A 26,630-nucleotide genomic window follows, 5' to 3' on the forward strand; every position below is an offset into this window, starting at 1 on the left:
GGCCCGACCAGCCTCCCGGCGGGTCGGGCCCCGTCCAGCGGGTATCCGCCGTGCTTAGCCGATGAAGGAGTTCATGAAGCGGAAGAAGATTGAGGCGGCAGTGGCCACCCACAGGAGAGCCACAATGACCCAGGCCCATTCTGAAAGGAACTTCACCAGGCCTGCCGGGGCAGGAATAACGCCGTGGGCAAGATTGCGCACGGTCGTGAAGACGAAGAGCGGAATCATGGCGGCCCACACAACAATGCAGTAAATGCAGAGTACGTAAATGTCGAACAGTGCCTGGCTCCACAGCCACACGACAAACACCATGCCCAGTGTCACCCCGGCCTGCATGCCGAGCCAGTACCAGCGGGCGTACCTGGCTCCGGCCAGCATTCCCATGGCGGACGTGATGATCACGGCGAAGGCCACGATGCCGATCAGCGGATTGGGGAATCCGAAGATGGCCGCCTGCCAGGTTTTGAAGACGGTGCCGCAGGAAACCCAGGGATTGATGTCGCAGCTGGTGATGTAATTGGCGTCGGCAAAGACACGCAGCCGTTCCAGGACGAGGACGCCCGAGGCCAGCCAGCCGACGACTCCGGTCACGAGCATGATCCACGCAAAACCGCGCTCCGCACCCTGCTGCTCCGGGGCCCGGCGGATGGCTTGCTGATGGGCTGCGCTGGAAGGCACGAAGAACTCCTTTTGGCTGGTGGCGATACGGAATGAGTCTATGCGTTGTTGCGGGCCAAAAAGACGGCCGTGTGAGATAATGGCTTTGGCTGATGGCGGAACCACATTCCGGCACCGGTCCAGCGACAGGCTTCCGGTTCTGTCGGTGACGCTTCCCAAGCAGTTCGCCCATCAATCCGGATGGGAACCAGGGAATCCGCCGATAAGACCTACCCGCAGCGGCAACGTCGTGAACGTGCCGCGAGTAGCAGGAAAAGCGCCGCTGGTCTTCGAGTGATACCGCGCCCTACAGATGGCGCGACCTCGGATGACATCCAGACGACTTCCGGCTGGCGGCAGCAACTGATGCGCCGCACAGCCGACACATTGCCCGCTGGGCATTGGAATGTGGCCAGTGCCGCAGGGGCCGGAGCGAAGTTTTTTATGAGTGATGCACTGAATAATGACCTAGCAGCAAATGAAAGCAGCATCGAATCCGCACCTGCGGCAGATGCGTCCCAGGTTAAGGAACCGGCAAAACGTGCCACCCGCAGCCGCCGCAAGTCGGTGGCTGCTTCTGCACCCGCTGCCGATGAGGCAGCCAAGGGAAGCCCGGTAGCCGCCGATTCTGCGGATACTGCGGCGGCCGAACCTGCCGCCGAGAAGCCCAAGCGCGTGCGGGCCCCGCGCCGCAAGACGGTTCCGGCAGGGGAAGCCCCCGCCGCTGCTGCTGAAGTCACTGCAGAGCCGGCAGCCGAAAAGACCGGCACCGTTGAGACCGCTGCGGGAACTGAGCCTGCCGCCGCAGAGGCCGCGCCTGCTGTCGAAGCGCCCGCTAAAGCCGTGCGTCGTCGTCGTGCCCCCGCCAAGAAGCCGGTGACTGAGACCGCAGCGGCGGATGTTCCGACCGCTGAATCATCTCCGGCCGCTGAATCTGCTCCGTCCGAGGAAACCCCGGCCGGCGCTCCCGAGGTCAAGGCAGCACCCAAGACCCGTGCCCGCCGCCGCCCCGCAAAGGCTGCCGAAACACCGGTGGAATCCGCCGGGGGTGCGCCGGCCGACGTGCCTGCCGCCGACGCCGCAGCGGATGACACGGTTGCCTCCGCTGCCGCCGCGCAGACCCTGTCTCGCGAGGGGACCGCGGCCGCTGAAGCAGCCCCGGCTGGAACGGTGGAGCAGCAGGAAGCGAAAGCCGAAGAAGAGGATGCTCCCTCCAGCCTGAATCCGTTCGCGATTCCGGCGCTGCCCCTGTTCCATGCACCGGACCTGAGTGTTGTCCGTCCGGTCCCGGCGCACGCCGCCGAGGAGAGTGCCGAAGCCGATGAGGATTCCGAGGACAACCGCAGCCGCCGCCGCAGCCGGCGCGGACGCAGCCGTACCCGCAGCGAATCTTCCCAAGCCGCTGCAACTGAGGGTGAATCCGAAACCGGGGCTTCCCCGGAAGAGGCAGCCGCCGCCCCGGACGCCGCTGAAGGTGTCACCTCCCGCCGTCGCCGCCGGCGCCGCCGCGGGGACGCTGATCTTGAGCTCACCGGCGGGACCGACGATGATCCGCCCAACACGGTAACCCGGGTCCGGGCACCGCGCGCCCACGCCGATGCTCCTGTTTCCGACCGGGTGACCAGCGTCAAGGGTTCCACCCGCCTCGAAGCCAAGAAGCAGCGCCGCCGCGAGTCCCGCGAGTCGGGCCGCCGCCGCCACGTAATTACCGAGGCGGAGTTCCTGGCCCGCCGCGAGTCCGTTGACCGGCAGATGATTGTCCGCCAGCGCGACGAACGGATCCAGATCGGCGTCCTCGAAGACGGCGTCCTCGCCGAGCACTTTGTCTCCAACACGCAGCAGGACTCCCTGATCGGCAACGTCTACGTCGGCAAGGTCCAGAACGTGCTGCCCAGCATGGAAGCCGCCTTCGTGGACATTGGACGCGGCCGCAACGCCGTGCTGTACGCCGGTGAAGTCAACTGGGACGCCGCCGGCTTGGATGGCCAGCCGCGCCGCATTGAGCTCGCGCTGAAGTCCGGCGACTCCGTCCTGGTCCAGGTCACCAAGGACCCGGTGGGCCACAAGGGCGCCCGCCTGACCAGCCAGATCTCCCTGCCTGGCCGCTACCTCGTGTACGTGCCGGGCGGCTCGATGACGGGCATTTCCCGCAAGCTGCCCGACGTTGAACGCAACCGGCTGAAGAAGATCCTCAAGGACCACCTCCCCCAGGATGCCGGCGTCATTGTGCGCACGGCCGCTGAAGGCGCGTCCGAAGAGGAGCTGATGAATGACATCAACCGGCTCCGCGCGCAGTGGGAGAACATCGAAGCCAAGGCCAAGTCCACCAAGACCCTGGCACCTGAGCTCCTGTACGGTGAGCCGGACCTGACCATCAAGGTGGTCCGCGACGTCTTCAACGAAGACTTCTCCAAGCTGATCGTTTCGGGCGAGGAAGCCTGGGACACCATCGAGGCCTACGTCACCTACGTGGCACCGGACCTGGTGGGCCGGCTGGAGAAATGGACCAAGGACGAAGACATCTTCGCCGCCAGCCGCATTGACGAGCAGATCGCCAAGGCGCTGGACCGCAAGGTGTTCCTTCCTTCGGGCGGCTCCCTGGTGATCGACCGCACCGAAGCCATGACCGTGGTGGACGTCAACACCGGCAAGTTCACCGGCACCGGCGGCAACCTCGAAGAAACCGTCACCAAGAACAACCTGGAAGCGGCCGAGGAAGTTGTCCGGCAGCTGCGCCTGCGCGATATTGGCGGCATCATTGTCATCGACTTCATTGACATGGTCCTTGAAGCCAACCGGGACCTGGTCCTGCGCCGGCTCGTGGAGTGCCTGGGCCGGGACCGGACCAAGCATCAGGTTGCTGAGGTAACCTCCCTTGGGCTAGTCCAGATGACCCGCAAGCGCATGGGCACCGGCCTGCTCGAAGTCTTCGGTGAAGAGTGCGAGGCATGTGCCGGCCGCGGTGTCATCACGCACGACATTCCCGTGGAGCACCGCCGCAGCACCAGCTACAACGGCAACCCCGCAAACAGCGTGGTGGCTCATGCGGTGTCCGAGGACAACCACCAGCAGCACCTGAAGCAGGAGAAGCAGTCCCGCGGGGACCGCAAGCGCAACCGCAGCCGCGGCTCCGGCGCTCCGCAGCAGCACAACGCTGCAGCGCCGGCCGAGGAGCCGGCCAAGACGGTGGAATCCGGTCAGAGCGAAGCCGAGCGCCAGGCCAAAGCCAAGGCCGAGGCCGCCCGCGCCGCCCTGGCTACGATCGCTGCCGCCACCGCTGCAGCCCATGACACCGTCGAGTCGGGGGAGAAGGCCGCAGACCGGAACCGCCCGGAACAGCCCGGGTCGGAGCCGGCGGCCGCGTCCGCCGACGCCGGGGTCCCCGAGTCTGTTGCCGGCGCCGTCCTGAACATTCAGGGCGAGACCGTGGTGGTTCCGCGCCGGGACCGGCGCCAGCCGGCCCGGGAAGAGTCCCGGTTCACCCTTGAAAGCCTCACGGAGGCCTTCAATGAGGTAGCTGCAGCGGCGGCACCGGAGGAAAACCGCGAGGCGGAGGAGAAGCCTGCACAGGATACGCCGGCACGGCCGCCGCGCCGGTCCCGCCGAAGCAGTGCTGCCGCGCGGAACGTTCAGGCTCCCGCCGCCGCTGAAATGCCCGCCCGGGCGCCAGCTGCCACTCCGGCCCGGACAGAGGCGCCGGAGTCATCTGCTGCACCGGTTGCAGTTTCTGCGCCCGTGCGGCCTCCGCGCCGTCGTCGTGCTGCCGGCAGCCCCCAGGGTGCCTCAGGGGCGGACGCCATCCAGACCGGCGACACAGCCTCCGCTGTTCCTGCCGCTCCGGTGGCTGTGCGCCGCGCCGTTGCTCCCGCCGCGGTCCAGAAGCAGGAAAAGCGCCGCGAGAGCGGTGGCAGCGCGCCGGTGATCCTGGGCGTTGGTGTCCCTGCATCGGAACTCTAAGAAGCTGAGCGGCGCTCTGAACTGAACAGCGCAACGGAGGCGGCCATCCCCATCAAAGGGGGTGGCCGCCTCCCTCTTTGCCCGGGGGACACGGTGCAGCGCGAAATGCTATAAAGTAGAACGAGAGCAGTGACGTCCGAAGAGGCGGCGCGCCTGGAAGCCCAGCATTTGCGGGTTATCGGTTGCGTAGCGTAACCTTGAACTTCGGTGCGAACGCCTTCGAAACCGTTTTCGGTACAGGGCGTGACTGCATGGCGCAAGGCGGGCAATTTGAGCCCAGCCAAATGCGCATCCAAGTATTAACGTCGAGAGAAGTGAGTTCCCAAGTGGTGTACGCGATTGTCCGCGCTGGCGGCCGCCAAGAAAAGGTTTCCGTTGGAGACCTCGTAACCCTGGACCGCGTCCCCGGTGGAGCCGGCAGCACATTTGAGCTGCCCGCCCTGCTATTGGTTGATGGCGACCAGGTCACCTCTTCCGCACAGGACCTGGCCAAGGTCACCGTGACGGCAGAGATCGTTGAGAATTTTCGGGGTCCGAAGATTGTCATCCAGAAGTTCAAGAACAAGACCGGCTACAAGAAGCGTCAGGGCTACCGCTCCTCGCTGACCAAGGTCAAGGTTACGTCCATCAACTCCTGATTCTCGTGCCGGCTCCACCAGGAGCCGGGAACGCGGGAAGCATCCCGCCCCTGAGTTTCATAATCAGTTAGCAAAGGCAGGCAGTAGAAAATGGCACATAAGAAAGGTGCGAGTTCCACTCGCAACGGTCGCGACTCCAACGCCCAGTACCTCGGCGTAAAGCGTTTCGGCGGCCAGGTTGTTAAGGCAGGCGAAATCATCGTCCGCCAGCGTGGCACCCACTTCCATCCGGGCGAGGGCGTTGGCCGCGGAGGCGACGACACACTGTTCGCCCTCGAAGCAGGCGCAGTTGAATTCGGCAGCCGTCGCGGCCGCCGCGTCGTGAACATCGTGGCTGCTGCAGCCGCCGAGTAATCACCGGCAATTAGCTTTTCCGACGGGGCGGGCCTGATGGCCCGCCCCGTCGTCTTTTAAGCCAAGTAGAATTGGCATGATCAAGTAGTTCCTTTGAAGGAGAACCATGGCCAGCTTTGTAGACCGCGTAGTGCTGCATGTTTCGGGCGGTACAGGCGGCCATGGTTGCGTGTCCGTCAAGCGTGAAAAGTTCAAGCCCCTGGGCGGACCCGACGGCGGCAACGGCGGCGACGGCGGCGACGTCATCCTGCGCGTTGACTCCAGCTCCACCACCCTGCTCGACTACCACCACCTCCCGCACCGCCACGCCACCAACGGCGGCAACGGCATGGGGGACTGGCGCAACGGCAAGACCGGCGAGACCCTCATCCTGCCCGTTCCGGACGGCACCGTCGTCAAGAACAAGGACGGCGAAGTCCTCGCCGACCTCGTGGGTGAAGGCGCCGAGTACATTGCCGCCGCCGGCGGCCAGGGCGGGCTGGGCAACTCCTCTTTGTCCTCCCAGAAGCGCAAGGCTCCGGGTTTCGCACTGCTGGGTGTGCCCGGTGACGAGCGGGACATCGTCCTTGAACTGAAGTCCATTGCCGACATCGCACTGGTGGGCTTCCCGTCGGCCGGCAAGTCCTCGCTGATCGCCGCCATGTCCGCGGCCCGGCCGAAGATTGCCGACTACCCCTTCACCACCCTGGTGCCGAACCTGGGCGTGGTGCAGGCCGGCGACGTCCGCTTCACCGTGGCCGACGTTCCGGGCCTCATCGAGGGCGCCTCCGAAGGCAAGGGCCTGGGGCACAACTTCCTGCGCCATGTTGAACGCTGCGCCGCGCTGGTGCACGTCCTGGACTGTGCCGCGCTGGAAACGGACCGCGATCCGCTGGGCGATCTGGACATCATCGAAAAAGAGCTCGAGAAGTACGCCGTGGACATGAGCTTCGCCGGCGCCGACGGCGACGTCGTTCCGCTGAACCAGCGCCCTCGGCTTGTCGCCCTGAACAAGGTGGACGTCCCCGACGGCCGCGACATGGCCGAATTCGTGCGCCCGGAACTGGAGAAGCGCGGCTACCGCGTCTTCGAAGTCTCGGCCTCCAGCCACGAGGGCCTCAAAGCCCTGGGCTACGCCATGGCAGAAATTGTCCGTGACGCCCGTGCCTCCGTTGAAAGCGCGCCGCCCCGGGTCAAGACCCCCACGCTGCGGGTCCGGAACGCCGACGCCAAGGGCGGCTTCACCATCCGCAAGGAAGAGCGCAATCTGCAACCGCTCTTCCGTGTCCTGGGTGACAAGCCGGTTCGCTGGGTGCAGCAGACCGACTTCACCAACGACGAGGCAGTGGGCTACCTGGCCGACCGCCTGGCCAAGCTCGGCGTGGAAGACAAGCTCTTCAAGGCCGGTGCCAAGCCCGGCGATGCCGTGGTGATCGGCGAGGGCGACGGCGTCGTCTTCGACTGGGAACCGACCATGATCGGCGGCGCCGAGCTGCTGGCAGCCTCCCCGCGCGGATCTGACATCCGCATCGAGGAGTTCTCCCGTCCCACCCGCGAGGAAAAGAAGGAAGACCACCAGGCACGCCGGGACGCCCGCGCCGCAGCACGGGCCGAGCTGGAAGCCGAGCGTAAAGCCGGCATCTGGACCGAATCGGTGAACTATAAGCACAATCCGCCGGCAGCTCCCAAAGACGGCGAATAGCGGCTTCACACTGCCCGGTTGGGCGCAGGATATGCATAAAGTGGTGGGGACATGACTGAACACACAGCATCCCCGACCTCTGTTCCTGCGCCCAAACGGGCGCTTCGCTCCCGCTCCGGGCTCGCCCGGGCTCAGCGCATCGTCGTCAAGGTGGGCTCATCTTCCCTCACCACCGTTGCCGGCGGCATTTCCGATGAAGCCCTCACCGCTTTGGCGGATGTCCTGGCGGTCCGGCGGGCAGCGGGCACCGAAATCATCCTGGTGTCCTCCGGCGCCATCTCCGCCGGACTGGCGCCGCTGGGACTGGCCAAGCGCCCCACGCAGCTGTCCTCCCAGCAGGCTGCTGCCTCCGTGGGACAGGGACTGCTGATGGCCCGTTACACGGAAGCCTTCGGACGCCACGGCGTCACCGTCAGCCAGGTCCTCCTCACCGTTGAGGACCTGATGCGACGCACCACCCACGCCAACGCCAACCGGGCCATGGAACGGCTGCTGAACTTCGGCGTCGTGCCCATCGTGAATGAAAATGACACCGTCGCCAGCCACGAAATCCGTTTTGGCGACAATGACCGGCTGGCCGCCCTTGTTGCCCACCTCGTGAAAGCCGACGCGCTGATCCTGCTCTCCGACGTCGATGCGCTCTATGACGGGCCGCCCTCCGAAGGTGCCGTGCGCATACCGCAGGTCACCGGCATGCAGGACCTGGAAGACGTCCGGATCGGCAAGGTCGGCAAAGCCGGTGTGGGCACCGGCGGGATGGCCACCAAAGTGGAAGCCGCCACCATCTCGGCCCAGTCCGGGATTCCCGCGCTGGTGACGTCCACGGCCAATGCCGCAGCTGCCCTGGCAGGCGAGGACGTGGGCACCTGGTTTGTGGGCCGCGGCCGCCGCCAGCCGGTCCGGCTGCTCTGGCTGGCGCACGTAGCCCGGATCCAGGGCACGCTGGTGGTGGACGACGGCGCCGCCAAGGCTGTTGCGGACCGCCGCCGGTCGCTGCTGGCGGCGGGCATCACCGCCGTGACGGGACACTTCGAGCCGGGCGATCCGGTGGCCATTTCCGACCCGGCCGGAAACGTTATTGCCCACGGCCTGACCAACTACGCGTCCGATGAGCTGCCGCAGATGCTTGGACGGTCCACCCGTGAACTGTCCAAGGAACTGGGGCGCAGCTTCGAACGCGCCGTGGTGCACGTGAATGACCTGGTCATCCTGCAGGACCACAAATCCGGGGGAGCGCCTTCCGGACCGCCGTCCGGTGCGTCCGCGGCGCCCGGATCCGCCGTTGCCAGCCCCGAGTCTGCCAATACACTGGGAGGATGAGCACCGTGAATGCACATTCCGACACCGTCGAAGATGTAACAGCCGAAAGCGAACAGGCCGGATCCGGAACACCGGAGGAATCCGGTTCCCGAACTGCAGCCGAAGACGTCGAGGCAGGCGTCCACGCAGCGGCCGACCGGGCCCGAATTGCGGCCCGGCGCCTGGCCCGGGCGAACCGCGCCTGGAAGGACCTTGGCCTGCAGGAGATCAGCAGGAACATTGTTGCCAAACGGGACCTGGTGCTGGCTGCCAACGCGAAAGACGTTGCCGCCGGGAAGGAAAAGGGAACCTCCGAGGCACTCCTGGACCGGCTGACCCTGACGCCGGAACGGATTGACGGCCTGGCGGCCGCCCTGCAGATGCTGGCCGGCCTGCCGGACCCGGTGGGCTCGGTGGCGCGCGGGCAGACCCTGCCCAACGGGCTGCGGCTGCGCCAAGTGCACGTTCCCATGGGGGTGGTGGCAGCCATCTACGAAGCCCGCCCCAACGTGACCGTGGATATTGCCGGGCTGGCACTGAAGAGCGGCAACGCCGTCCTGCTCCGCGGCGGCAGCGCGGCGGAAAACACCAACGCCGTGCTCGTGGATATTATCCGCGACTCCCTGGAGGCCGTCGGGCTCCCGGCGGACGCCGTGCAGAGCGTCGACGCGTACGGGCGGGCCGGCGCCAATGTCCTGATGAAGGCGCGCGGAAAAGTTGATGTGCTGATTCCGCGCGGGGGACGCGACCTCATCCAGACCGTGGTCGCCAACGCAGCCGTGCCGGTGATCGAAACAGGGGAGGGCAACGTCCACATCTATTTGGATCACAGCGCCCCGGTGGAGATGGCCGTGGACATCCTGCTCAACGCCAAGACCCAGCGGCCCAGCGTCTGCAACACGGTGGAAACCCTCCTCGTGCACCGCGATGCGGCTGCCGCCGGGGACGTCCTGGCGGCACTGGCTGCGGCTGGCGTACGGCTCCATGCCGATGAAAGGGTTCGGGCGATGCTTCCGACCGGTGTCGATGCACAGCCGGCTGTCGATGACGACTGGGGCCGTGAGTACATGGACCTGGACCTCGCAGTGGCCATGGTTGATGACATGGATGAAGCGCTGGCCCACATCCGCCGCTGGACCACCGGCCACACGGAGGCGATTATCACCAATGACCTTGCCAATGCCGAACGCTTCATCGCGGAGATCGACTCCGCGGCGGTGATCGTCAATGCCTCCACCCGCTTCACCGACGGCGGGGAACTTGGGCTGGGCGCCGAAGTGGGCATCTCCACGCAGAAGATGCATGCCCGCGGCCCGATGGGGCTGCGGGAACTGACCACCACCAAATGGATCGTCCAGGGCGACGGCCAAATCCGGATCTGATGCGCAGCCGCAGCGGGTCCGGCGTGCGCGCATTGCGCCCCGGACCCCGCCGGGTGCGGGTCACCCGCGCTTACGCGTAGACTTGTTGGAAACCACTACTCCGTCTGCTGCGGCCGGCGGGCTCAACTACTCATAGCTCTCTAGGGGAGATTCATGCTGACCCAGCTTTCCAGCGCCGTACTTGCTGCCAGCGAGACGGCCGAACACCACGTCTCCATTCCGATGGACCCGATCATGTACGGCGCCATTATTATGGGTGTCTTCCTGGTGCTGATGTTCGCAACCATCTCTTTCCAGAGCGTGGGACAGCGTCACGACGCAACCCCCGAGCACGTTGATCCCCAGCGTCAGTTCCCGAACAAGCACGACCACGGCCAGGGTATCGAGGGCTGATTCCCCAGTGGGATCACAGGAAACGTATCTGCCGACGGCACAGCCGGAGCAGGAACACGCAGGCCGGCGGGTCCGGCTGGGCGTTATGGGCGGGACGTTTGATCCCATCCACCATGGTCACCTTGTGGCGGCCAGCGAAGTGGCCTCAGTTTTTGGTCTGGACGAAGTTGTCTTTGTGCCCACCGGGGAACCGTGGCACAAGTCGGCACGGGAAGTCAGTCCGCCGGAGCACCGGTACCTGATGACCGTCATTGCAACGGCATCCAATCCCCGTTTTACGGTCAGCCGCGTGGACATTGACCGTCCCGGACCGACCTACACCATCGACACGCTGCGGGACCTGCGGGAGTCGCGCCCTGATGCGGAACTGTTCTTCATCACCGGTGCGGATGCCATGGCACAGATCCTCTCCTGGAAAGACATCCAGGAGCTGTGGTCCCTGGCCCACTTCGTGGGTGTGACCCGTCCGGGACATGTGCTGGAAAACATGGGCCGGGATGATGTCAGCCTGCTTGAGGTGCCGGCCATGGCCATCTCCTCGACAGATTGCCGGGAGCGGGTGGCCGATGGAGAACCCGTCTGGTACCTGGTGCCGGACGGAGTGGTGCAGTACATCGCCAAGCACGGGCTCTACGCCGCTGAATCCCAGCATGGCAAAGAGCCCGCAACCTCAGAGCCAGTAGCTTAATCAAAGAAACCGGATGGGTAGGAAATGACTAACGGTCCAGAGTCCGCAGACGCACCGCGGCGCAGCCGCCGCGCGGCTGACGTACCGGTGGACGCCCCTGTAGGGCCCCGCGAAAGGGAGTCCCAGCAGCGGGCCAGGGACCGTGAGGCCCTGCGTGCGTACAAAGCCCTGGCCGACAAGCAGCCGCGCCCGGATGACTCGGCGAATCCGCCGACCCGCCGCCAGCTGAGGTTGATGCAGCAGCAGCGGGCCGGATCCGACCCCGCCCCCAAACCGGTTCCCTCCAAGCCTTCCGCCGACGCCGACGCCGCCGCTGTTGTGGACGCACCGCCCGCAGCGCTGCCTCCGGTCCGGGAAGGCGGACGCCGTGACCGGCGCCGCCGCGCCCAGCAGGACACTCCGCCGCAAGGCACACCGGCGCAGGATTCGGGATCGGAAGGGAAACCTGCCGCAGCCGCTTCGGCTGGCGGCAGCGGTCCCAAGAGTGCCGATCCCAATGCGGATATTGCCGGCATGACGGTGGAACAGGCGCTGGTGGCGCGGGAAGCGCTGCAGGCGCAGGCCCGGAACCAAGTGGCAGCCATGGAGGCCATTCAGGAGAAGGATCCCAGCGCCGTCGATCTTGAGCTGCTGGCCCAGCAGAAGGCGCTGGCGGAGCGCGCGGCGGTCCTGAACCGGCGCACGCAGAACATGCAGCGCATCTCGCAGGAGAACGAGCAGCGCAAGCCGTCCGCCAATGATCCCTCCACCGCCCACAACCTGGCGATGGTCACCCCGCTGGAATTCGTCAAGGTTCCGGGCGTGGACCGGCCGGTCATGCGGCGCCCGCCCACCTCGCACGTGCCTGTTGTCACTTCCACCACGCCGAAGCAGGCCGGCAAGACGGTCCCCGCACCGCCTCAGGCCTCTCCCCGCGGCGGAGACAAACGCTTCGAGGTTCGCCGGACTCCGGCTTCCGCCGATGTACGGCATTCGCGCATTCTGGCCCGGGCCGATGCCCTGGTCAACGCGCCACTTGATCCTGCTGACGGCGCCAAGCCCGTCGGTGCACGAAGCGCTTTCGGGCTTGACCCGTTGGACGTAAAGACGGCCGGACTCGGCCGCACCCGGCGACTGCGTTTTGTATCGCTGGGAGTTGGTGGTCTGGGCATTCTTGCCCTGATCATTTCAGTAGCAATGATCGTCGGCGGCTTTGGCAGCTGACGTTATACAAGGAGACACTTTGAGCGCCACCGAATCATCCATCGACATCGCACGGGTGGCAGCCCAGGCAGCCTCCGAAAAGCTGGCTAACGACATCGTTGCCATCGACGTCAGCGAACGCCTGGCCATCACGGACGTGTTCCTGATTGCCTCTGCCTCCAATGAGCGCCAGGTTAACGCCATAGTGGACGGCATTGAAGAAGAGCTGGCGAAGAAGAACCTGAAGCCGGTGCGCCGCGAGGGGCGCAGCGAAGGCCGCTGGGTCCTGCTGGACTATGCCAACGTTGTGGTGCACGTCCAGCACGAGGAAGACCGTGTCTTCTACGCGCTGGAACGCCTCTGGAAAGACTGCCCGGCAGTTGACCTGCAGATCAAAAACCAGACTGCTCCGGCTGCTTCCGCACCCGCCGTGCCGGATGCCGAATAACACCCGGCCGTGACTTCTTCCGCGGCCTGGGATCCTGCCCGTACCGGCAGGCGAGTTGTCTTTTGGCGGCACGGACGGACGGAATGGAACCGTGCGGGCAGGTTCCAGGGCCAGCAGGACATCGCCTTGGATCCTTCCGGCGCCCATCAGGCCGTGGAAGCAGCCGCTGTGCTGGCGCACCTGCATCCCGACGTCGTTATTTCCTCGGACCTGCGCCGTGCACTGGTAACCGCGCAGGCTCTGGGGACAGTCACCGGCAAACCTGTGGACACAGACCCCCGGCTGCGGGAAACCTTCGCAGGAGCATGGGAGGGCATGCTCTTCGCAGACATTTCCGCCAAGTTTCCCGAGGAACAGGCCGGCTGGTCTGCCGGCAGCGGTGACGTGCGGGCCGGCGGCGGCGAAAGCCGGGTCGATGTGGGGCGGCGGGTAGCCGAAGCCGTCACAGAGGCCGCCGATGCGCTGGCGCCGGGCGGAACCCTGGTGGCGGTCAGCCACGGAGGCGCCATTCGCGCCGGTATCTGCGCGTTGCTGGGTCTGCCCACTGACTCATGGACGGTCATCAGCGGAGTATCCAACTGCCACTGGTCGGTGCTGGAGGAACGCGATGTCTCCGGGGGCGGTGTGCGCTGGAATCTGGCCCAGCACAATGTGGGACTCGATTCCCTCCCCAGCGGCCCGCTGGAAGGCTAGTCCGCCGGACGGACACGTCCGCAGCAGGACACGAATTTCACTGGTGTAGTTCGATTTTGCACTCTGTTATTTCTGTACTAAAGTAGAGGAGTTGCTTCGGCCCGGGGGATACAAATTCCAAGGGTTCGGGCATAGTTGAAATAGATTATTGGGGCTGTGGCGCAGCTGGTAGCGCACCTGCATGGCATGCAGGGGGTCAGGGGTTCGAATCCCCTCAGCTCCACCAAACTCTTCGGGAAATCGAAGGATTTGCGGTGGAAACCCGGTAGAGAAGAAGTCACCGGATAATCACTTGTTTTGGGGCTGTGGCGCAGCTGGTAGCGCACCTGCATGGCATGCAGGGGGTCAGGGGTTCGAATCCCCTCAGCTCCACCAAAACTTTAATAAAAAATGTCCCGCCTAACAGCGGGACATTTTTTGTTGACGGACTGTCCGCCCGCACCGCCTCCGTGGCAGGATGCAGGGATGGGTGAACTGCCCGGATGCTGCCCCCGCGCTCTGGCAGCCGCGTGATAATGGAGAAGATTTCGGCCGCGCTGCTCCTTGCCTTCACCTTTATTGCGCTGCTGTGGGCCAACCTGCCTTTCGGGGCAACCTACGCGCAGTTCTGGGGCACCGCCGTCGACCTCCGCATAGGCGGCACCGCGGTGGAAATGACCTTTCACGACCTTGTGAATGACGGACTGATGGCTCTCTTCTTTTTTACCGTGGGGCTGGAGGTCAAGCGGGAGTTCACCATCGGTGAGCTCACCGAGCCGGGGCGGGCGGTGGTCCCCGTGGCGGGTGCCCTGGCAGGGCTGGTGGTTCCGGCCGGCATCTTTTTGCTCCTGAACCCCACCGGCGAGAATGCCGCAGTGTGGGGCGCAGTGATCTCCACGGACACGGCCTTTCTGGTGGGAGCCCTGGCGGTGGCAGGACCAAAGTCCTCCGGCCGGCTGCGGGTATTTCTTCTCACCTTGGCGGTGGTGGACGACATCGGAGCGCTGGCGGCAATTGCCGTTTTTTACACGACGGACCTGGACCCGGTTCCGCTGCTCGTCTCGGTGGCCCTGCTGGCTCTGGTGGGGCTGGTCCGGTTCCTGCCCGCTGGACGCGGGCCTGCATACGCAGTGCTTAGCCTGGCGACTTGGGCCGCGCTGTATGCCTCCGGAGTGCACCCTACGCTCGCGGGGGTGGCCATTGCACTGCTCATTCCGGTTTTCCCTCCGCGCCGCGGGCAGGTGGAGCGGACCGCGGAACTGGCCCGGGCCTTCCGGCAGTCGCCAAGCCCGGAATACGCAGCTGCCACGGCGCGCAGCCTGAAAGAATCCATTTCCATCAATGAACGTCTCCAGCGTTCCTACGGGCCGTATGTGTCCTTCCTGATACTGCCGCTGTTCGCCCTCGCCAATGCCGGTGTTCGACTGGACGGTGAAACTTTGGCGTCCGCAGCGACTTCCCGTCTGACGTGGGGCATCATTGCAGCGCTGGTGGTCGGAAAGATAGCGGGCATCACCGGAGCCGCCGCCATGATGCGCGCCCTAGGCCTTGGCCGGCTGGCGCCCGGGCTGACGCTTGCCCGGGTGGGCGGGGGAGCAGCACTGTGCGGAATTGGTTTCACCATCTCCCTGTTCATTGTGGAACTTGCAGTGGAAGATCCCGCCCTGCAGGCGCAGGCCCGGGTGGGAATCCTCGCTGCGTCCGGCACCGCCTTCGTCCTGGGCTGGGCCTGGTTTCGCATTCTGGACCGGGTGCAGCCTCCGTCCTCTACCGGGCGCATCCTGGCACGGCCGTTTGATCCGGAGCGGGACCACTTCCGCGGGGATCCTGCTGCCCCGCTGCAGCTTATTGAATACGGCGATTTTGAGTGTCCGTTTTGTTCGCGGGCCACCGGTTCCATTGATGAAGTCCGGGAGCACTTTGGGCCGCGGCTGGTCTATGTGTGGAGGCACCTGCCATTGAGCCGTGTCCACCCGCATGCGGAGGAGGCCGCGCGCGCCAGCGAGGCCGCGGACCGGCAGGGTGCATTCCGGGAATACGCCCAGCTGCTGTTCCGGCGGCAGGACCATCTGGATTCCGCGGACCTGATTGGTTACGCCGGAGATCTGGGGCTGGACATGGAACAGTTCCGCGACGACCTGCAGTCCGCACCGGTGGCCAATCGGGTCAAGGATGACGCGCTGGATGCTGAGTTCATGGACCTGTCGGCCACCCCCACCTTCTTTATCGGCATGGTGCGGCATGCCGGGCACATCGACGCATCAACCCTGATCCGGGAACTGAACGCATCCTCGGAGCGTCAGCAGTGAAGGCACGCTGCGATTCCATAGGGTGGCCGCATGATCAGTGAACCGTCTGCCGCCAATGAGCCGCGCTGCCCCGCAGCGCCGCCGGGACGTGCCACGGGCGCGCGGAACGCCGGTGATGCCTGGGTGGCTGGGCCGGACGGCCAGCGCTATTGGGGGAAATTCGGTGCTGCCGGGCTTCTCGCCGTGGATCCGGAGCGGGGAATCCTGCTTCAGCACCGTGCTTCCTGGAGCCATTACGGGGATACCTGGGCCCTGCCCGGCGGTGCCCGGCATGAGGGCGAGTCCGCGGCGGGGGCGGCATTGCGGGAAGCCGCAGAAGAAGCCGGTGTGCCGGCCGCGTCCATCCGGGTCCGCATGATGAGCGTGCTGGACCTGGGCGTGTGGACGTACGCGACCCTCATTGGTGACGTGACGGTACCGTTCGAGCCCGTGATCAGCGACGCCGAGAGCCATGCGCTGGCCTGGGTCCCCCCGGATGAGGTTCAGGCTCTTCCGCTGCACCCCGCTTTTGCCCGGTCCTGGCGGTGGCTGCGGCCGTTGCTGGACGTCCGCCCGGTGGTGGTTGTCGACGCCGCGAACGTTGTTGGGGTGGTCCCGGACGGTTGGTGGAAAGACCGCGCCGGGGCGGCAGCACGCCTGCTCCATGCAGTTTCTGCCCTGGCTTCACGGGGGCTTCCCGGAGAGCCCCTGGGGCTTCCGGACGCTGTCTGGTTCCCTGAATACGTGGTGGTTGTAGAGGGACAAGCGCGGAAGGTCGCCGGCCCGGAAGATCCGGACCCGCTGGTGAGGCTGGCCAGGGCGGATGGCTCCGGGGATGATGCGGTGGTGGCTGAGGTGGAGCAGTTGCTGTCCGGCGGTCGCAGCGTCACGGCTGTCACCAGCGACCGCGGGCTTGGTGACCGCTGCCGATCGGCCGGGGCGCGGGTTATTGGGGCCGGCGGGCTGCGGCTGTACTTCGCAGCAGGCCGGCAACAATGAGGCCCTGTCCCGCACAGTAGGTCAGCATGACCAGAGCGCTGGTCCAGTTTGGCATCACCTCGGGCATGAAGATGCGCAGTGCCAGAATCGTGTCCGAAGACAGAAACAGCACGCCGCCGGCTGAAACCATTGGACTGCACCGTGCGGCCGCGGCCGCTGTGCCGGCAAGCACGATCCCGTAAGCCGCCACGGCCAACGTCAGGTTGCCCAGGGTCGGCCACAGCACCAGCAGCATGAGTACCCACCACAACGCAAACACGAGCGCCCACCGGGGGAACGGCCGCTGTGCCACAAACCGGGCCATGAGCCAGATGTAACAGATGTGCGCGATGCCAAAGGAACCGAGCATCACCGGCAGCTCCGGGGCGAACGGGAAGAAGGTACCGGCGCCGTCGCCAAGCCAGGAGAAGAAAAGCGCCGCCAGCAGGAGAGCTGAGGGCAGAGCGGCGTTGGACACGCGGCCGGATCGGCGGAAGCCGGCACGGACGGCACCGCGGACTGCCCACACGGCGGCGACGGCGAGCAGCGGCATCAGTGTCAGCTTGGTCGGTTCCGCGATATCGGCTGCACCGGCGAGGCGGGCACCGACATGGATGACGGAGAATGCCGCAAACGGTGCGAAGCCCCACCACCACCGGGGGCGGGGTGGGGCACTGGTTCCACTAAGCGCGGGGGCGTTTGTCAAGGAGTTTCCTTCGATCGGCTGAGGCCCATAGTACGGCGTGACGGACGCGGGGATCCGCCGGATTGCACCAAGGAAGAACTATCTGTGCGTCCGATCACAAGGTTCTCGGCCGGATTCGGGTTAGGGTGGGAGATATCTATAGAGCAGAACTTGCTCGTATACCGACGGCTGGGAAGCCGAAAGACCCAGAGGGCCGCATGAGCACAACTGCACAACCAGCCAAACGAGCAGCATCGAAGACTCGCACTAATTCCGTCGTCAGCGCCTATTCAGGTTTGCTGAAGGCCGTCCGTGATGAAGGCCTGCTAAAGCGGCGCCGTTCCTTTTACATCACGACGTTTGTTTTTCTCTGCGCCGGGCTAGTGGCCGCAGGCACGGGTTTCTTCCTCATCGGTGAAAGCTGGTTCCAGCTGCTGATTGCTGCAGCGCTGGGTGTGCTGTTTACTCAGCTGGCATTTATTGCCCATGAGGCAGCCCATCGGCAGGTGTTTGAGTCCGGTCCCGCGAATGACCGCGCAGGCCGCTTTGTTGCCAACGCCGTCGTCGGGATCAGTTACCAGTGGTGGATGAACAAGCACAGCCGGCACCACGCCAACCCCAACACGGTGGGCAAGGATCCGGACATCGACATGGACACCATTTCCTTCCTTCCGGAGCAGGCTGCGCGCCAAAAGGGCTTCATGGCCTGGTTTGCCCGCCGCCAGGGCTGGCTGTTCTTCCCGCTGCTGATGCTCGAGGGAATCAACCTGCATGCCACGTCCATCAAGCACCTGTTTGCCAACAAGCAGATTAAGGGCCGCTTCACGGAATTGACCATGGTATTCCTGCGCCTGGGTCTCTACGTCGGTGCAGTGTTCTTCTTCCTGCCCGTGGGCATGGCCTTTGCCTTCCTCGGTGTCCAGCTGGCAGTGTTCGGCGTCTACATGGGTGCTTCCTTCGCTCCCAACCACAAGGGTATGCCGATCCTCCCCAAGGACTCCAAGGTGGACTTCCTCTCCCGCCAGGTCCTCACGTCCCGCAACATCAAGGGCAAGGGCATGAACACGCTGATGGGCGGGCTCAACTACCAGATTGAGCACCACCTGTTCCCGAACATGCCCCGCCCGCACCTGGCGCGCGCTTCGGAGATCGTCAAGGCCTACTGCGCCGAGCACAAGATTCCGTACACCGAAACGTCCCTGACGCAGTCCTACGGGATTGTTGTGCGGTACCTGAACACGGTGGGCCTTTCGGCGAGGGATCCCTTTGACTGCCCCATGACTTCACAGTTCCGGCGCTGATCCGCAGCCGGCAGAAACCGGCAGTGCTGTCTTCGGACAGTGCTGCCGGTTTTCTTTTTGTCTGTTCCCGCCCCGGTCAGCCGCACGGCCGGGTGCTTCGGCGGGCGACAGCAGCCGGCGGCCGTGTCTGACAGACTGGAGCCATGTCGTCTACACCCTCAGACCCGTCAGCCAGCCCCTCCGCGTCCGCCGGTGCTGCTCCCTCCGTCAAAGAGCAGGCCAGCCACATTGGCATGCGTCTGGAAGATGCCCTTCACAGTTACCGCGAAGGCCGGGCCCGCAAACGCGGTGAAATCCAAACCGTCCTGCCGTTCACCGGATATGGAACCACCGAGTGGGTCCGTGTCCTGGGACGGGTCATCCTCGCCAAGCCGGGTTATGCCTCGCCCGATGAGAATTCGGCCGGTGCCAAAGCGATCCGCGACGGCATCCGCGGCTGGCGCAACTTCATGAGCCCGCCCATCAACAAGGCATCGGTCACGGTGGAAATCGGCGATGAGTGCTATCCCGTGACCGCTGACCGCGGGGGTGTCATCGACGTCGTAATTCCCGTGCAGCTGACGCCGGGCTGGACCACCGTAACGCTGCGCTCGGAAGACTCCGAAGCCGCCGCCGCGCCCGTCTACATTGTGGAGCCGTCCGCCCGGGTGGGTGTGGTCTCCGATATTGACGACACCGTCATGGTGACCGCCCTGCCGCGGCCGTTCCTGGCGGCATGGAACACTTTCGTGCTGGATGAGCATGCGCGCACGCCCACTCCGGGAATGGCTGTGATGATGGACCGGCTGTCCCGGGAAAATCCCGGCAGCCCGGTGCTGTACCTGTCCACCGGCGCGTGGAACGTGGCAGCGACGCTGACCCGATTCATCACCCGCAACCTCTATCCGGCCGGTCCGCTGCTGCTGACCGACTGGGGTCCCACCCGGGACCGCTGGTTCCGCAGCGGACCGGAGCATAAGAAGACGCAGCTGGAGCGGTTGGCAAAGGAGTTCCCGCAGATCAAATGGCTGCTGATCGGGGATAACGGCCAACACGACGAAGCGATCTATGCTGAATTCGCCAAACGGCATCCGGAGAATGTCCGGGCCATCGCCATCCGCCAGCTTTCAGCCGGGGAGGCCGTCCTGGCCGGCGGCCGCTCGCCGTCGCGGTCGGGCGAGCGGCCGGCCGAGATTCCCTGGATCTACGCTCCGGATGGTGCCGGCATGACCCGGCAGCTGGCGGAGCTGGGCTTGCTGCCCGAGGCCGGTTAGCGGCTGGTGGGAACCGGCGGCGCTGTCTTCATCCGGTCGCTGCCGGAGACCGTCAGGGCCCAGGTTGCCAGTCCAGCGGCTAGGGCTGGTCTTCTTCGGTTCTAATCGTGCGCAGAACCCGGCGCATGCTCATCGCCAGGGATGCCGTGACGTCCACGGGACTGTCCGGGGACGCCGCGGTGTTCATATCGGTCTGGAGCTTGAGCACCGCATCCCGTGCTGCTGAGTATTCCTCGCTGTCCGCGTCCCAGTTTTCCACGGCCTCTCCGCAGGCCAGCATGGCCTCGGAAAGCTGTTCGGAGAGCTGATCGGGCACCGGCATGTCCTTCGGACTGGTCCAGATGGCGGTGGCAAGGACTTCCGTCATGTCCTCCACGTACAGCGTGACGCGCTCCATGGCACGCAGTGCCCGGTAATCAGCATCCAGATCGTGGTTGTGGCGGCGGCTGCGCAGGTTGCCGTGGCGGCTGCTGTCCGCCAGCTGGACGGACTCCCGCACCTCCCTGCTGAAGGAGATAAGTTCTGTGCGCCTGTTGGACCAGTCCTCATGTTTCGGCGGCCAGGACTCGGAGATGGCCTCGCCCATGTCCTTGAGCTGGCGCGCCAGCGACAGGCGCAGCGAGGCAAGACCGTCCACGGCGCCGGTGAGATGCAGCGGAGGGAAGACGACGGCGTTGATGGTCAGGCCCACCACGACCCCCACCAGCATCTGCACGGTGTAGCCCAGAGAGTAGCCGTCCGGATCGTCAATCCCAACCACCAGCACAAAAAGGGCAGCCATGGGCAGATAGTCCCGGCCCGCACCCAGCTTGGGGATGCCTGCGAGCAGGACTCCGAAGCCGACAACCAGGGCGATGGTCCAAGTGGAGGGGCTGCCCAGGAGCAGGCCCGCCAGGGCCAGCCCGATGCCCGTAACAAGGCCTGCCAGCGTTTGAAGGCCCGCTTTCACCGAACCTGAGATGGTGGGGTACATGCTGACCAGGGCGCCCAACGGAGCGTAGTAGGGGTACTGCGCGGCGACTCCGGGCACGAAGGGGGCAACGGTCCAGGCGATTGCCACGGCCAGGGCAGCTTTGATGGCCAGCTGGACACGGGTGTACCGCAGTACGCCGGCGAAACGCTTCGGGAGGGCAGTGAGCGAGGTTCCCCGCAGCAACTGGCCGGTTCGGCGAAAGAGGTTTCCTGTAGAGGGCATCAGCTCAGTATGGACCGAGCCCCGCCCGCGGGCCGATTTCAGCAAGGCAGATCACACAGGCGCCGGTACCGGTTCGGTTCAGAGTCCCGCCGCCGTTCGCGGTGCGATGCTCTGGGTCCTCAGTACTTCGGCCAGCTGATGCAGGAACAGCCGGACCTGCGGATTCTCCCGTTCATTGATGAGCAGCGCGAAGATACTGCGGGCAAGACGGATTTCGGGCACATCCAGAACCACTACGTCGTCGTGCCGGTTGAGCATCGCCAGCTCCGGGACCAGTGCCGCTCCGAGTCCTGCGGCGGCCATCTCCAGGCTTGCGTTGAAGTCATCGCAGTACGCAGCGACGCGGGGATGCAGATTGCAGCTGGCGAAAAGCCGTTCAATGACCAGGGCATCGGGCGTCCCCGGGTGGTGCATGATCCATGGCATGTCCGAGAGCTGCTCGGCGGAGACCTGTGATCCCTCCCGGATGCCCCAGGCGCGGGGGAGGACCACCCGGAAGTCGTCGTCGCCGAGCCACTGGCGGCTCATCGTGGAGGGCCAGGCCAACCCGCCCTGCCCCACCTGGTAGATGAGTGCGACGTCGAGCTCGCCTCCGGTGCGCAGTCCCTGAATGGTCTGGCCCGGTTCAGCGACGTGGATTTTGAGGTTGATGCCCAAATCCTGCCAGCCGGGGGAACGGATCAGGCGGGGCAGGGCAAAGGTGGCGAGGCTGGGAAAGATGCCCAGGCGCAGCTCGTGGCTGGTTCCTGCCTCAGCCCGGGCCGAGGCTGCCATTAGCGCTTCCATATCGGTGAGAACCTTGGCTGCGTGGCGGGCCATGACGACGGCGGCCTCCGTGGGCACTGCCGTTCGGGCCGAGCGTTCGAACAGGCGGGTGCCGGTGGCGCGCTCCAGCGCCGACATCTGCTGGGAAACGGCGGAAGCGGTGTATCCGAGCCGGAGGGCGGCGGCGGCAAAGGACCCCACCCGGATGACTTCCAGGAGGGTCTTGAGGTGGATCGGGTTTACCACTGGTGCCGCCTTTCAGGGCCAGGGCGAGGTTACGGGGGATGCCGCCGTCGACCACTTTATCCGCGCCGGACGCGACACGCCGTGGTACCGCGACACGCGATGAAATTGTGGCCTTCGCTACGCCGCCGAAGCTGTGCGTTCGCTCTGCACAGGCTGTGGAGAACCCTCGGCCCTCCGGCGGGAATTCACGGAATTTTCCTGCCGGCCCTGTGCATTAGCTGTGGACGACGGGCTGGGGGAATGACATACTTGTAATACATCATCTTGGGGTTCCCGCTGGAGCTGCGCACTAGATGTAGTGTCTGGATGTAGTATCAATGGACAGACTTCAAGGCTTCACATAGGGGAGACCAACCATGACCGTTACGGTTTACACCAAACCTTCCTGCGTTCAGTGCAACGCTACCTACCGGGCGCTGGACAAGAAGGGCATCACGTACCAGATCGTGGATATGTCCCAGGATGCCGAGGCCCTGGAACGGGTCCGCGCACTGGGCTACATGCAGGCTCCCGTCGTCGTTACCGAGCAGGATTCCTGGTCAGGTTTCCGGCCGGACAAGATCGACGCGCTGGCTCAGGCATCGGTCACCTCGGTCGCCTAAAACGGCTTCCGCAGCACCCGCACCACAACCGCAATACCCGCACCGTCAGGAGCGCAGGAACCATGTCACTGGGGATAGCAGACCGCACCGGGCTTGGCCCGGAAGCGGGATCCGCAGCAGATGAGCATCCGATGACCGATGCGCCCCTGATTTTCTTTTCATCGGCATCCGGTTACACCGGGCGCTTCGTCGAAAAACTGGACACGCAGGCGGGAAGAATCCCGCTGCACACCTCCGAACCCACCCTGCTGGCCCAGCGGCCTTTTGTCCTGCTGCTGCCCACCTACGGGGGCACCGCGGCGCAGCCCGGTGCAGCAGCACGCGGCGCCGTTCCCAAGCAGGTCATCAAGTTCCTTAACAACGAACGCAACCGCTCCCTGATTCGGGGAGTCATTGGCGCCGGAAACACAAACTTCGGGGAATCCTATTGCCTTGCGGCGGACATCGTCTCCGTGAAGTGCAAGGTCCCCGTTCTCTATAGATTTGAACTCATGGGCACGTCCGACGACGTCGCCAAAGTTAACGAAGGATTGGAAGAGTTTTGGACGCATCAGTCGCAGAAGCCGGCATGACGGACTCCAAGGAGCTCCCCGCGGCCTATAAGGACCTCGGTTACCACGAGCTCAACGCCATGTTGAACCTGTACGGCAAGAACGGCGAGATCCAGTTCGACGCCGACCGCGCTGCTGCGCGCCAGTACTTCCTTGAGCACGTGAACAACAACACCGTGTTCTTCCATGACCTGGAAGAGAAGCTGGAATACCTGGTCAAGAACGAGTACTACGAGAAGGAAACTCTCGACCAGTACTCCATGAACTTCATCAAGGACCTGTACCAGCGCGCCTACAAGAAGAAGTTCCGCTTCGAAACCTTCCTCGGTGCCTTCAAGTTCTACACCTCGTACACGCTGAAGACCTTTGACGGCAAGCGTTACCTGGAGCGCTACGAAGACCGTGTGTGCATGGTTGCCCTGCACCTGGCCCGCGGCGACGAGAAGCTTGCCACCCAGATGGTGGACGAAATCATCGGCGGCCGCTTCCAGCCGGCCACCCCCACCTTCCTGAACGCCGGCAAGGCCCAGCGAGGCGAGCTCGTTTCCTGCTTCCTGCTGCGCATCGAAGACAACATGGAGTCGATCGGCCGTTCCATCAACTCCGCCCTGCAGCTGTCCAAGCGCGGCGGCGGCGTGGCCTTCGCCCTGACGAACATCCGCGAAGTCGGCGCGCCGATCAAGCAGATTGAGAACCAGTCCTCCGGCGTCATCCCCGTGATGAAGCTCCTCGAAGACAGCTTCTCCTACGCCAACCAGCTCGGCGCCCGCCAGGGTGCCGGTGCCGTATACCTGCACGCCCACCACCCGGACATCAACCGGTTCCTGGACACCAAGCGGGAAAACGCCGACGAGAAGATCCGCATCAAGACCCTCTCCCTCGGCGTCGTCGTTCCCGACATCACCTTTGAGCTGGCCAAGCGCGACGAGGACATGTACCTGTTCTCCCCGTACGACGTCGAAAAGGTCTACGGCGTGCCGTTCTCCGACATCTCGGTCACCGAGAAGTACTACGAGATGGTGGACGACGCCCGGATCAAGAAGACCAAGATCAAGGCCCGCGAGTTCTTCCAGACCCTGGCGGAAATCCAGTTCGAGTCCGGCTACCCGTACATCATGTTCGAGGACACGGTGAACCGGGAAAACCCGATCGACGGCAAGATCATCATGTCCAACCTGTGCTCCGAGATCCTCCAGGTTTCCGAGCCCACCACGTACAACGATGACCTGTCCTACGCCGAGACCGGCAAGGACATCTCGTGCAACCTCGGTTCGCTGAACATCGCCAAGACGATGGATTCCCCGGACTTCGGCCAGACCATCGAGACGTCCATCCGCGCCCTGACCGCTGTGTCGGACATGAGCCACATCGGTTCCGTGCCGTCCATCGCCAAGGGCAACGATGCCTCCCACGCCATCGGCCTGGGCCAGATGAACCTGCACGGCTACCTTGCACGGGAGCGGGTGTACTACGGCTCCGAAGAAGGCATCGACTTCACGAACATCTACTTCTACTCCGTGGTCTACCACGCGGTGCGGGCCTCGAACCTGCTCTCGATCGAGACCGGCCGCAAGTTTGCCGGCTTCGAGCGCTCCAAGTACGCCACCGGAGAGTTCTTCGACAAGTACGTGAACCAGGAGTGGGTCCCGAAGACGGAGCGTGTGCGCGAACTGTTCCAGGGCATCCACATTCCCACCCAGGAAGACTGGGCTGCGCTGCGGGCTTCGGTCATGGAGCACGGCATCTACAACCAGAACCTGCAGGCTGTGCCGCCCACGGGTTCCATCTCCTACATCAACAACTCGACCTCCTCCATCCACCCGGTGGCCGCGAAGATCGAGATCCGCAAGGAAGGCAAGCTGGGGCGCGTTTACTACCCGGCTCCGTACCTGACGAACGACAACCTGGAGTACTACCAGGATGCGTACGAAATCGGCTACGAGAAGATCATCGACACCTACGCCGCTGCCACGCAGCACGTGGACCAGGGCCTGTCCCTGACGCTGTTCTTCAAGGACACCGCCACCACGCGTGACATCAACAAGGCGCAGATCTACGCATGGCGCAAGGGCATCAAGACCATTTACTACATCCGCCTGCGCCAGCTCGCGCTTGAGGGCACTGAGGTTGAGGGTTGCGTCAGCTGCATGCTGTAGCGTTTCCGCCTGCTGTGACTGCCTAACCCCTCGCACTCTTTTCAAGACAAGGAATCATTCATGACCGAGAAGCTGAAGCTGATCGACAGCGTCCAGGCGATCAACTGGAACAAGATCCAGGACGATAAGGACGTGGAAGTCTGGAACCGCCTGGTCAACAACTTTTGGCTGCCGGAAAAGGTGCCGCTGTCCAACGACGTGCAGTCGTGGAACACGCTTACCCCGGAAGAGCAGCAGCTGACCATGCGCGTGTTCACCGGCCTGACCCTGCTGGACACCATGCAGGCCACTGTTGGCGCCGTCTCCCTGATCCCCGACGCGCTCACCCCGCACGAGGAAGCGGTTTACACGAACATTGCGTTCATGGAATCCGTACACGCCAAGAGCTACTCCTCGATCTTCTCCACCCTGTGCTCGACCAAGGAGATCGACGAGGCCTTCCGCTGGTCCACCGAGAACGAGAACCTGCAGAAGAAGGCACACATCGTCACGGATTACTACCGCGGCGATGACCCCCTGAAGCGCAAGGTGGCCTCCACACTGCTGGAGTCCTTCCTCTTCTACTCCGGCTTCTACCTGCCGATGTACTGGTCCTCGCGGGCCAAGCTGACAAACACGGCAGACCTGATCCGCCTGATCATCCGCGATGAAGCCGTACACGGCTACTACATCGGCTACAAGTTCCAGAAGGGCCTGGAAGGCGCCTCCGAGGAGCGCAAGGCCGAGATCAAGGACTACACGTTCGAGCTGCTTTTCGAGCTGTACGAAAACGAAGTCCAGTACACGCATGACCTGTACGACGGCGTCGGCCTGGCTGAGGATGTCAAGAAGTTCCTGCACTACAACGCCAACAAGGCACTGATGAACCTGGGCTACGAAGCCATGTTCCCGTCCACCGTGACGGACGTGAACCCGGCCATCCTGTCCGCACTCTCCCCGAACGCGGATGAGAACCACGACTTCTTCTCCGGGTCCGGTTCCTCCTACGTGATCGGCAAGGCCGTGAACACGGAAGACGACGACTGGGACTTCTAGTCTTTATGTAAATGTGCACCATTACCGCAGCATCGGACCGACAGGTCCGGTGCTGCTGTCTTTAACGCCGAGCCGCAAACGGCCAACTTGCGAAGTGCGCACCCCGGATGGAGGAACTACTGGTCTTTTATGCTGGCCCGGGATTCCCAAAACTGCTAGCCTCGGGCTCGGTCACGGGGAATGAAGACTTCGATGTGCACGGATCCCAACGAGAAATGGACACC

23 protein-coding genes and 2 tRNA genes are annotated in these 26,630 nt (G+C 64.5%); 21 read left to right on the forward strand and 4 right to left on the reverse strand.

Annotated features, from left to right (window positions below; translation table 11 throughout):
* Nucleotides 1-54 precede the first annotated feature (54 nt).
* On the reverse strand, nt 55-597 hold the full coding sequence (locus CXR00_RS07520) for a vitamin K epoxide reductase family protein (RefSeq protein ID WP_104054787.1): 543 nt from the start codon (nt 595-597) through the stop codon (nt 55-57).
* Between the two features lie 504 nt (nt 598-1,101).
* Between CXR00_RS07520 and CXR00_RS07525 the strand changes: the two genes are divergently transcribed.
* From CXR00_RS07525 to CXR00_RS07595, 15 genes are all read left to right on the forward strand, one after another.
* A complete protein-coding gene (locus tag CXR00_RS07525; RefSeq protein WP_219815992.1) occupies nt 1,102-4,614 on the forward strand; it encodes an Rne/Rng family ribonuclease in 3,513 nt (1,170 codons plus the stop codon).
* A 326-nt stretch (nt 4,615-4,940) separates the two neighbouring features.
* A complete protein-coding gene (gene rplU, locus CXR00_RS07530) occupies nt 4,941-5,252 on the forward strand; it encodes a 50S ribosomal protein L21 (RefSeq protein ID WP_104053917.1) in 312 nt (103 codons plus the stop codon).
* Between the two features lie 90 nt (nt 5,253-5,342).
* Nucleotides 5,343-5,606 carry a 50S ribosomal protein L27 gene (gene rpmA / locus CXR00_RS07535; protein WP_104053918.1) on the forward strand — a complete coding sequence of 88 codons (264 nt, stop codon included), beginning with the start codon at nt 5,343-5,345 and terminating at the stop codon, nt 5,604-5,606.
* 106 nt (nt 5,607-5,712) lie between these two features.
* Nucleotides 5,713-7,287, forward strand: a complete 1,575-nt coding sequence (gene obgE, locus CXR00_RS07540) for a GTPase ObgE (protein WP_104053919.1) — start codon at nt 5,713-5,715, stop codon at nt 7,285-7,287.
* A 51-nt stretch (nt 7,288-7,338) separates the two neighbouring features.
* Nucleotides 7,339-8,607: a glutamate 5-kinase gene (gene proB / locus CXR00_RS07545; protein ID WP_104053920.1), complete on the forward strand. Its 1,269-nt coding sequence runs from the start codon at nt 7,339-7,341 to the stop codon at nt 8,605-8,607.
* A complete protein-coding gene (locus CXR00_RS07550) occupies nt 8,604-9,968 on the forward strand; it encodes a glutamate-5-semialdehyde dehydrogenase (protein ID WP_104053921.1) in 1,365 nt (454 codons plus the stop codon). Before proB ends, CXR00_RS07550 begins: the two co-directional genes overlap by 4 nt.
* A 153-nt stretch (nt 9,969-10,121) precedes the next feature.
* Complete coding sequence (locus tag CXR00_RS07555) at nt 10,122-10,361, forward strand: hypothetical protein (protein WP_104053922.1); 240 nt, start codon at nt 10,122-10,124, stop codon at nt 10,359-10,361.
* Between the two features lie 76 nt (nt 10,362-10,437).
* Complete coding sequence (nadD, locus tag CXR00_RS07560) at nt 10,438-11,049, forward strand: nicotinate-nucleotide adenylyltransferase (protein WP_258060417.1); 612 nt, start codon at nt 10,438-10,440, stop codon at nt 11,047-11,049.
* A 24-nt stretch (nt 11,050-11,073) separates the two neighbouring features.
* A complete protein-coding gene (locus tag CXR00_RS07565; protein WP_104053924.1) occupies nt 11,074-12,252 on the forward strand; it encodes a hypothetical protein in 1,179 nt (392 codons plus the stop codon).
* Nucleotides 12,253-12,271: 19 nt separating this feature from the next.
* Entirely contained in the window at nt 12,272-12,679 is a 408-nt protein-coding gene (rsfS, locus tag CXR00_RS07570; RefSeq protein ID WP_104053925.1) for a ribosome silencing factor, read from the forward strand.
* Nucleotides 12,680-12,688: 9 nt separating this feature from the next.
* On the forward strand, nt 12,689-13,372 hold the full coding sequence (locus CXR00_RS07575) for a histidine phosphatase family protein (RefSeq protein WP_104053926.1): 684 nt from the start codon (nt 12,689-12,691) through the stop codon (nt 13,370-13,372).
* A gap of 150 nt (nt 13,373-13,522) precedes the next feature.
* Nucleotides 13,523-13,598, forward strand: a tRNA-Ala gene (locus CXR00_RS07580).
* A 73-nt stretch (nt 13,599-13,671) separates the two neighbouring features.
* Nucleotides 13,672-13,747: transfer RNA gene (locus CXR00_RS07585), tRNA-Ala, on the forward strand.
* 140 nt (nt 13,748-13,887) lie between these two features.
* Nucleotides 13,888-15,660 carry a Na+/H+ antiporter NhaA gene (nhaA, locus tag CXR00_RS07590; protein WP_258060317.1) on the forward strand — a complete coding sequence of 591 codons (1,773 nt, stop codon included), beginning with the start codon at nt 13,888-13,890 and terminating at the stop codon, nt 15,658-15,660.
* Between the two features lie 30 nt (nt 15,661-15,690).
* Nucleotides 15,691-16,638 (forward strand): NUDIX domain-containing protein, encoded by a 948-nt coding sequence (locus tag CXR00_RS07595; protein WP_104053928.1) that lies wholly within the window; start codon nt 15,691-15,693, stop codon nt 16,636-16,638.
* Here the strand turns inward: CXR00_RS07595 and CXR00_RS07600 are convergent.
* Nucleotides 16,586-17,323 carry a lysoplasmalogenase gene (locus CXR00_RS07600; RefSeq protein ID WP_258060319.1) on the reverse strand — a complete coding sequence of 246 codons (738 nt, stop codon included), beginning with the start codon at nt 17,321-17,323 and terminating at the stop codon, nt 16,586-16,588. The two genes, CXR00_RS07595 and CXR00_RS07600, sit on opposite strands and share 53 nt — an antisense overlap.
* A 197-nt stretch (nt 17,324-17,520) precedes the next feature.
* Here CXR00_RS07600 and CXR00_RS07605 point away from each other — a divergent pair, with 197 nt between their 5' ends.
* On the forward strand, nt 17,521-18,603 hold the full coding sequence (locus CXR00_RS07605; protein ID WP_104053929.1) for an acyl-CoA desaturase: 1,083 nt from the start codon (nt 17,521-17,523) through the stop codon (nt 18,601-18,603).
* 233 nt (nt 18,604-18,836) lie between these two features.
* A complete protein-coding gene (locus CXR00_RS07610; protein ID WP_237685346.1) occupies nt 18,837-19,856 on the forward strand; it encodes an App1 family protein in 1,020 nt (339 codons plus the stop codon).
* 79 nt (nt 19,857-19,935) lie between these two features.
* Here the strand turns inward: CXR00_RS07610 and CXR00_RS07615 are convergent, their stop codons facing one another.
* Nucleotides 19,936-21,051, reverse strand: a complete 1,116-nt coding sequence (locus CXR00_RS07615; protein WP_146068459.1) for an aromatic acid exporter family protein — start codon at nt 21,049-21,051, stop codon at nt 19,936-19,938.
* A gap of 78 nt (nt 21,052-21,129) precedes the next feature.
* Nucleotides 21,130-22,062, reverse strand: a complete 933-nt coding sequence (locus CXR00_RS07620; protein ID WP_104053932.1) for a LysR family transcriptional regulator — start codon at nt 22,060-22,062, stop codon at nt 21,130-21,132.
* Between the two features lie 356 nt (nt 22,063-22,418).
* Between CXR00_RS07620 and nrdH the strand changes: the two genes are divergently transcribed.
* The 4 genes from nrdH (at nt 22,419) to nrdF (ending at nt 26,406) form a co-directional block, all read left to right on the forward strand.
* Nucleotides 22,419-22,664 carry a glutaredoxin-like protein NrdH gene (gene nrdH, locus CXR00_RS07625; protein ID WP_104053933.1) on the forward strand — a complete coding sequence of 82 codons (246 nt, stop codon included), beginning with the start codon at nt 22,419-22,421 and terminating at the stop codon, nt 22,662-22,664.
* Between the two features lie 131 nt (nt 22,665-22,795).
* Entirely contained in the window at nt 22,796-23,236 is a 441-nt protein-coding gene (gene nrdI / locus CXR00_RS07630; protein ID WP_237685344.1) for a class Ib ribonucleoside-diphosphate reductase assembly flavoprotein NrdI, read from the forward strand.
* Nucleotides 23,233-25,371, forward strand: coding sequence for a class 1b ribonucleoside-diphosphate reductase subunit alpha (gene nrdE, locus CXR00_RS07635; RefSeq protein ID WP_104053935.1), 2,139 nt, complete (start codon nt 23,233-23,235; stop codon nt 25,369-25,371). Before nrdI ends, nrdE begins: the two co-directional genes overlap by 4 nt.
* Nucleotides 25,372-25,431: 60 nt before the next feature.
* A complete protein-coding gene (gene nrdF, locus CXR00_RS07640) occupies nt 25,432-26,406 on the forward strand; it encodes a class 1b ribonucleoside-diphosphate reductase subunit beta (protein WP_104053936.1) in 975 nt (324 codons plus the stop codon).
* Nucleotides 26,407-26,630: the final 224 nt, after the last annotated feature.

The sequence above is a fragment of the Arthrobacter sp. 9E16 genome (assembly GCF_002929435.1).
Taxonomy (GTDB): domain Bacteria; phylum Actinomycetota; class Actinomycetes; order Actinomycetales; family Micrococcaceae; genus Arthrobacter_B; species Arthrobacter_B sunyaminii.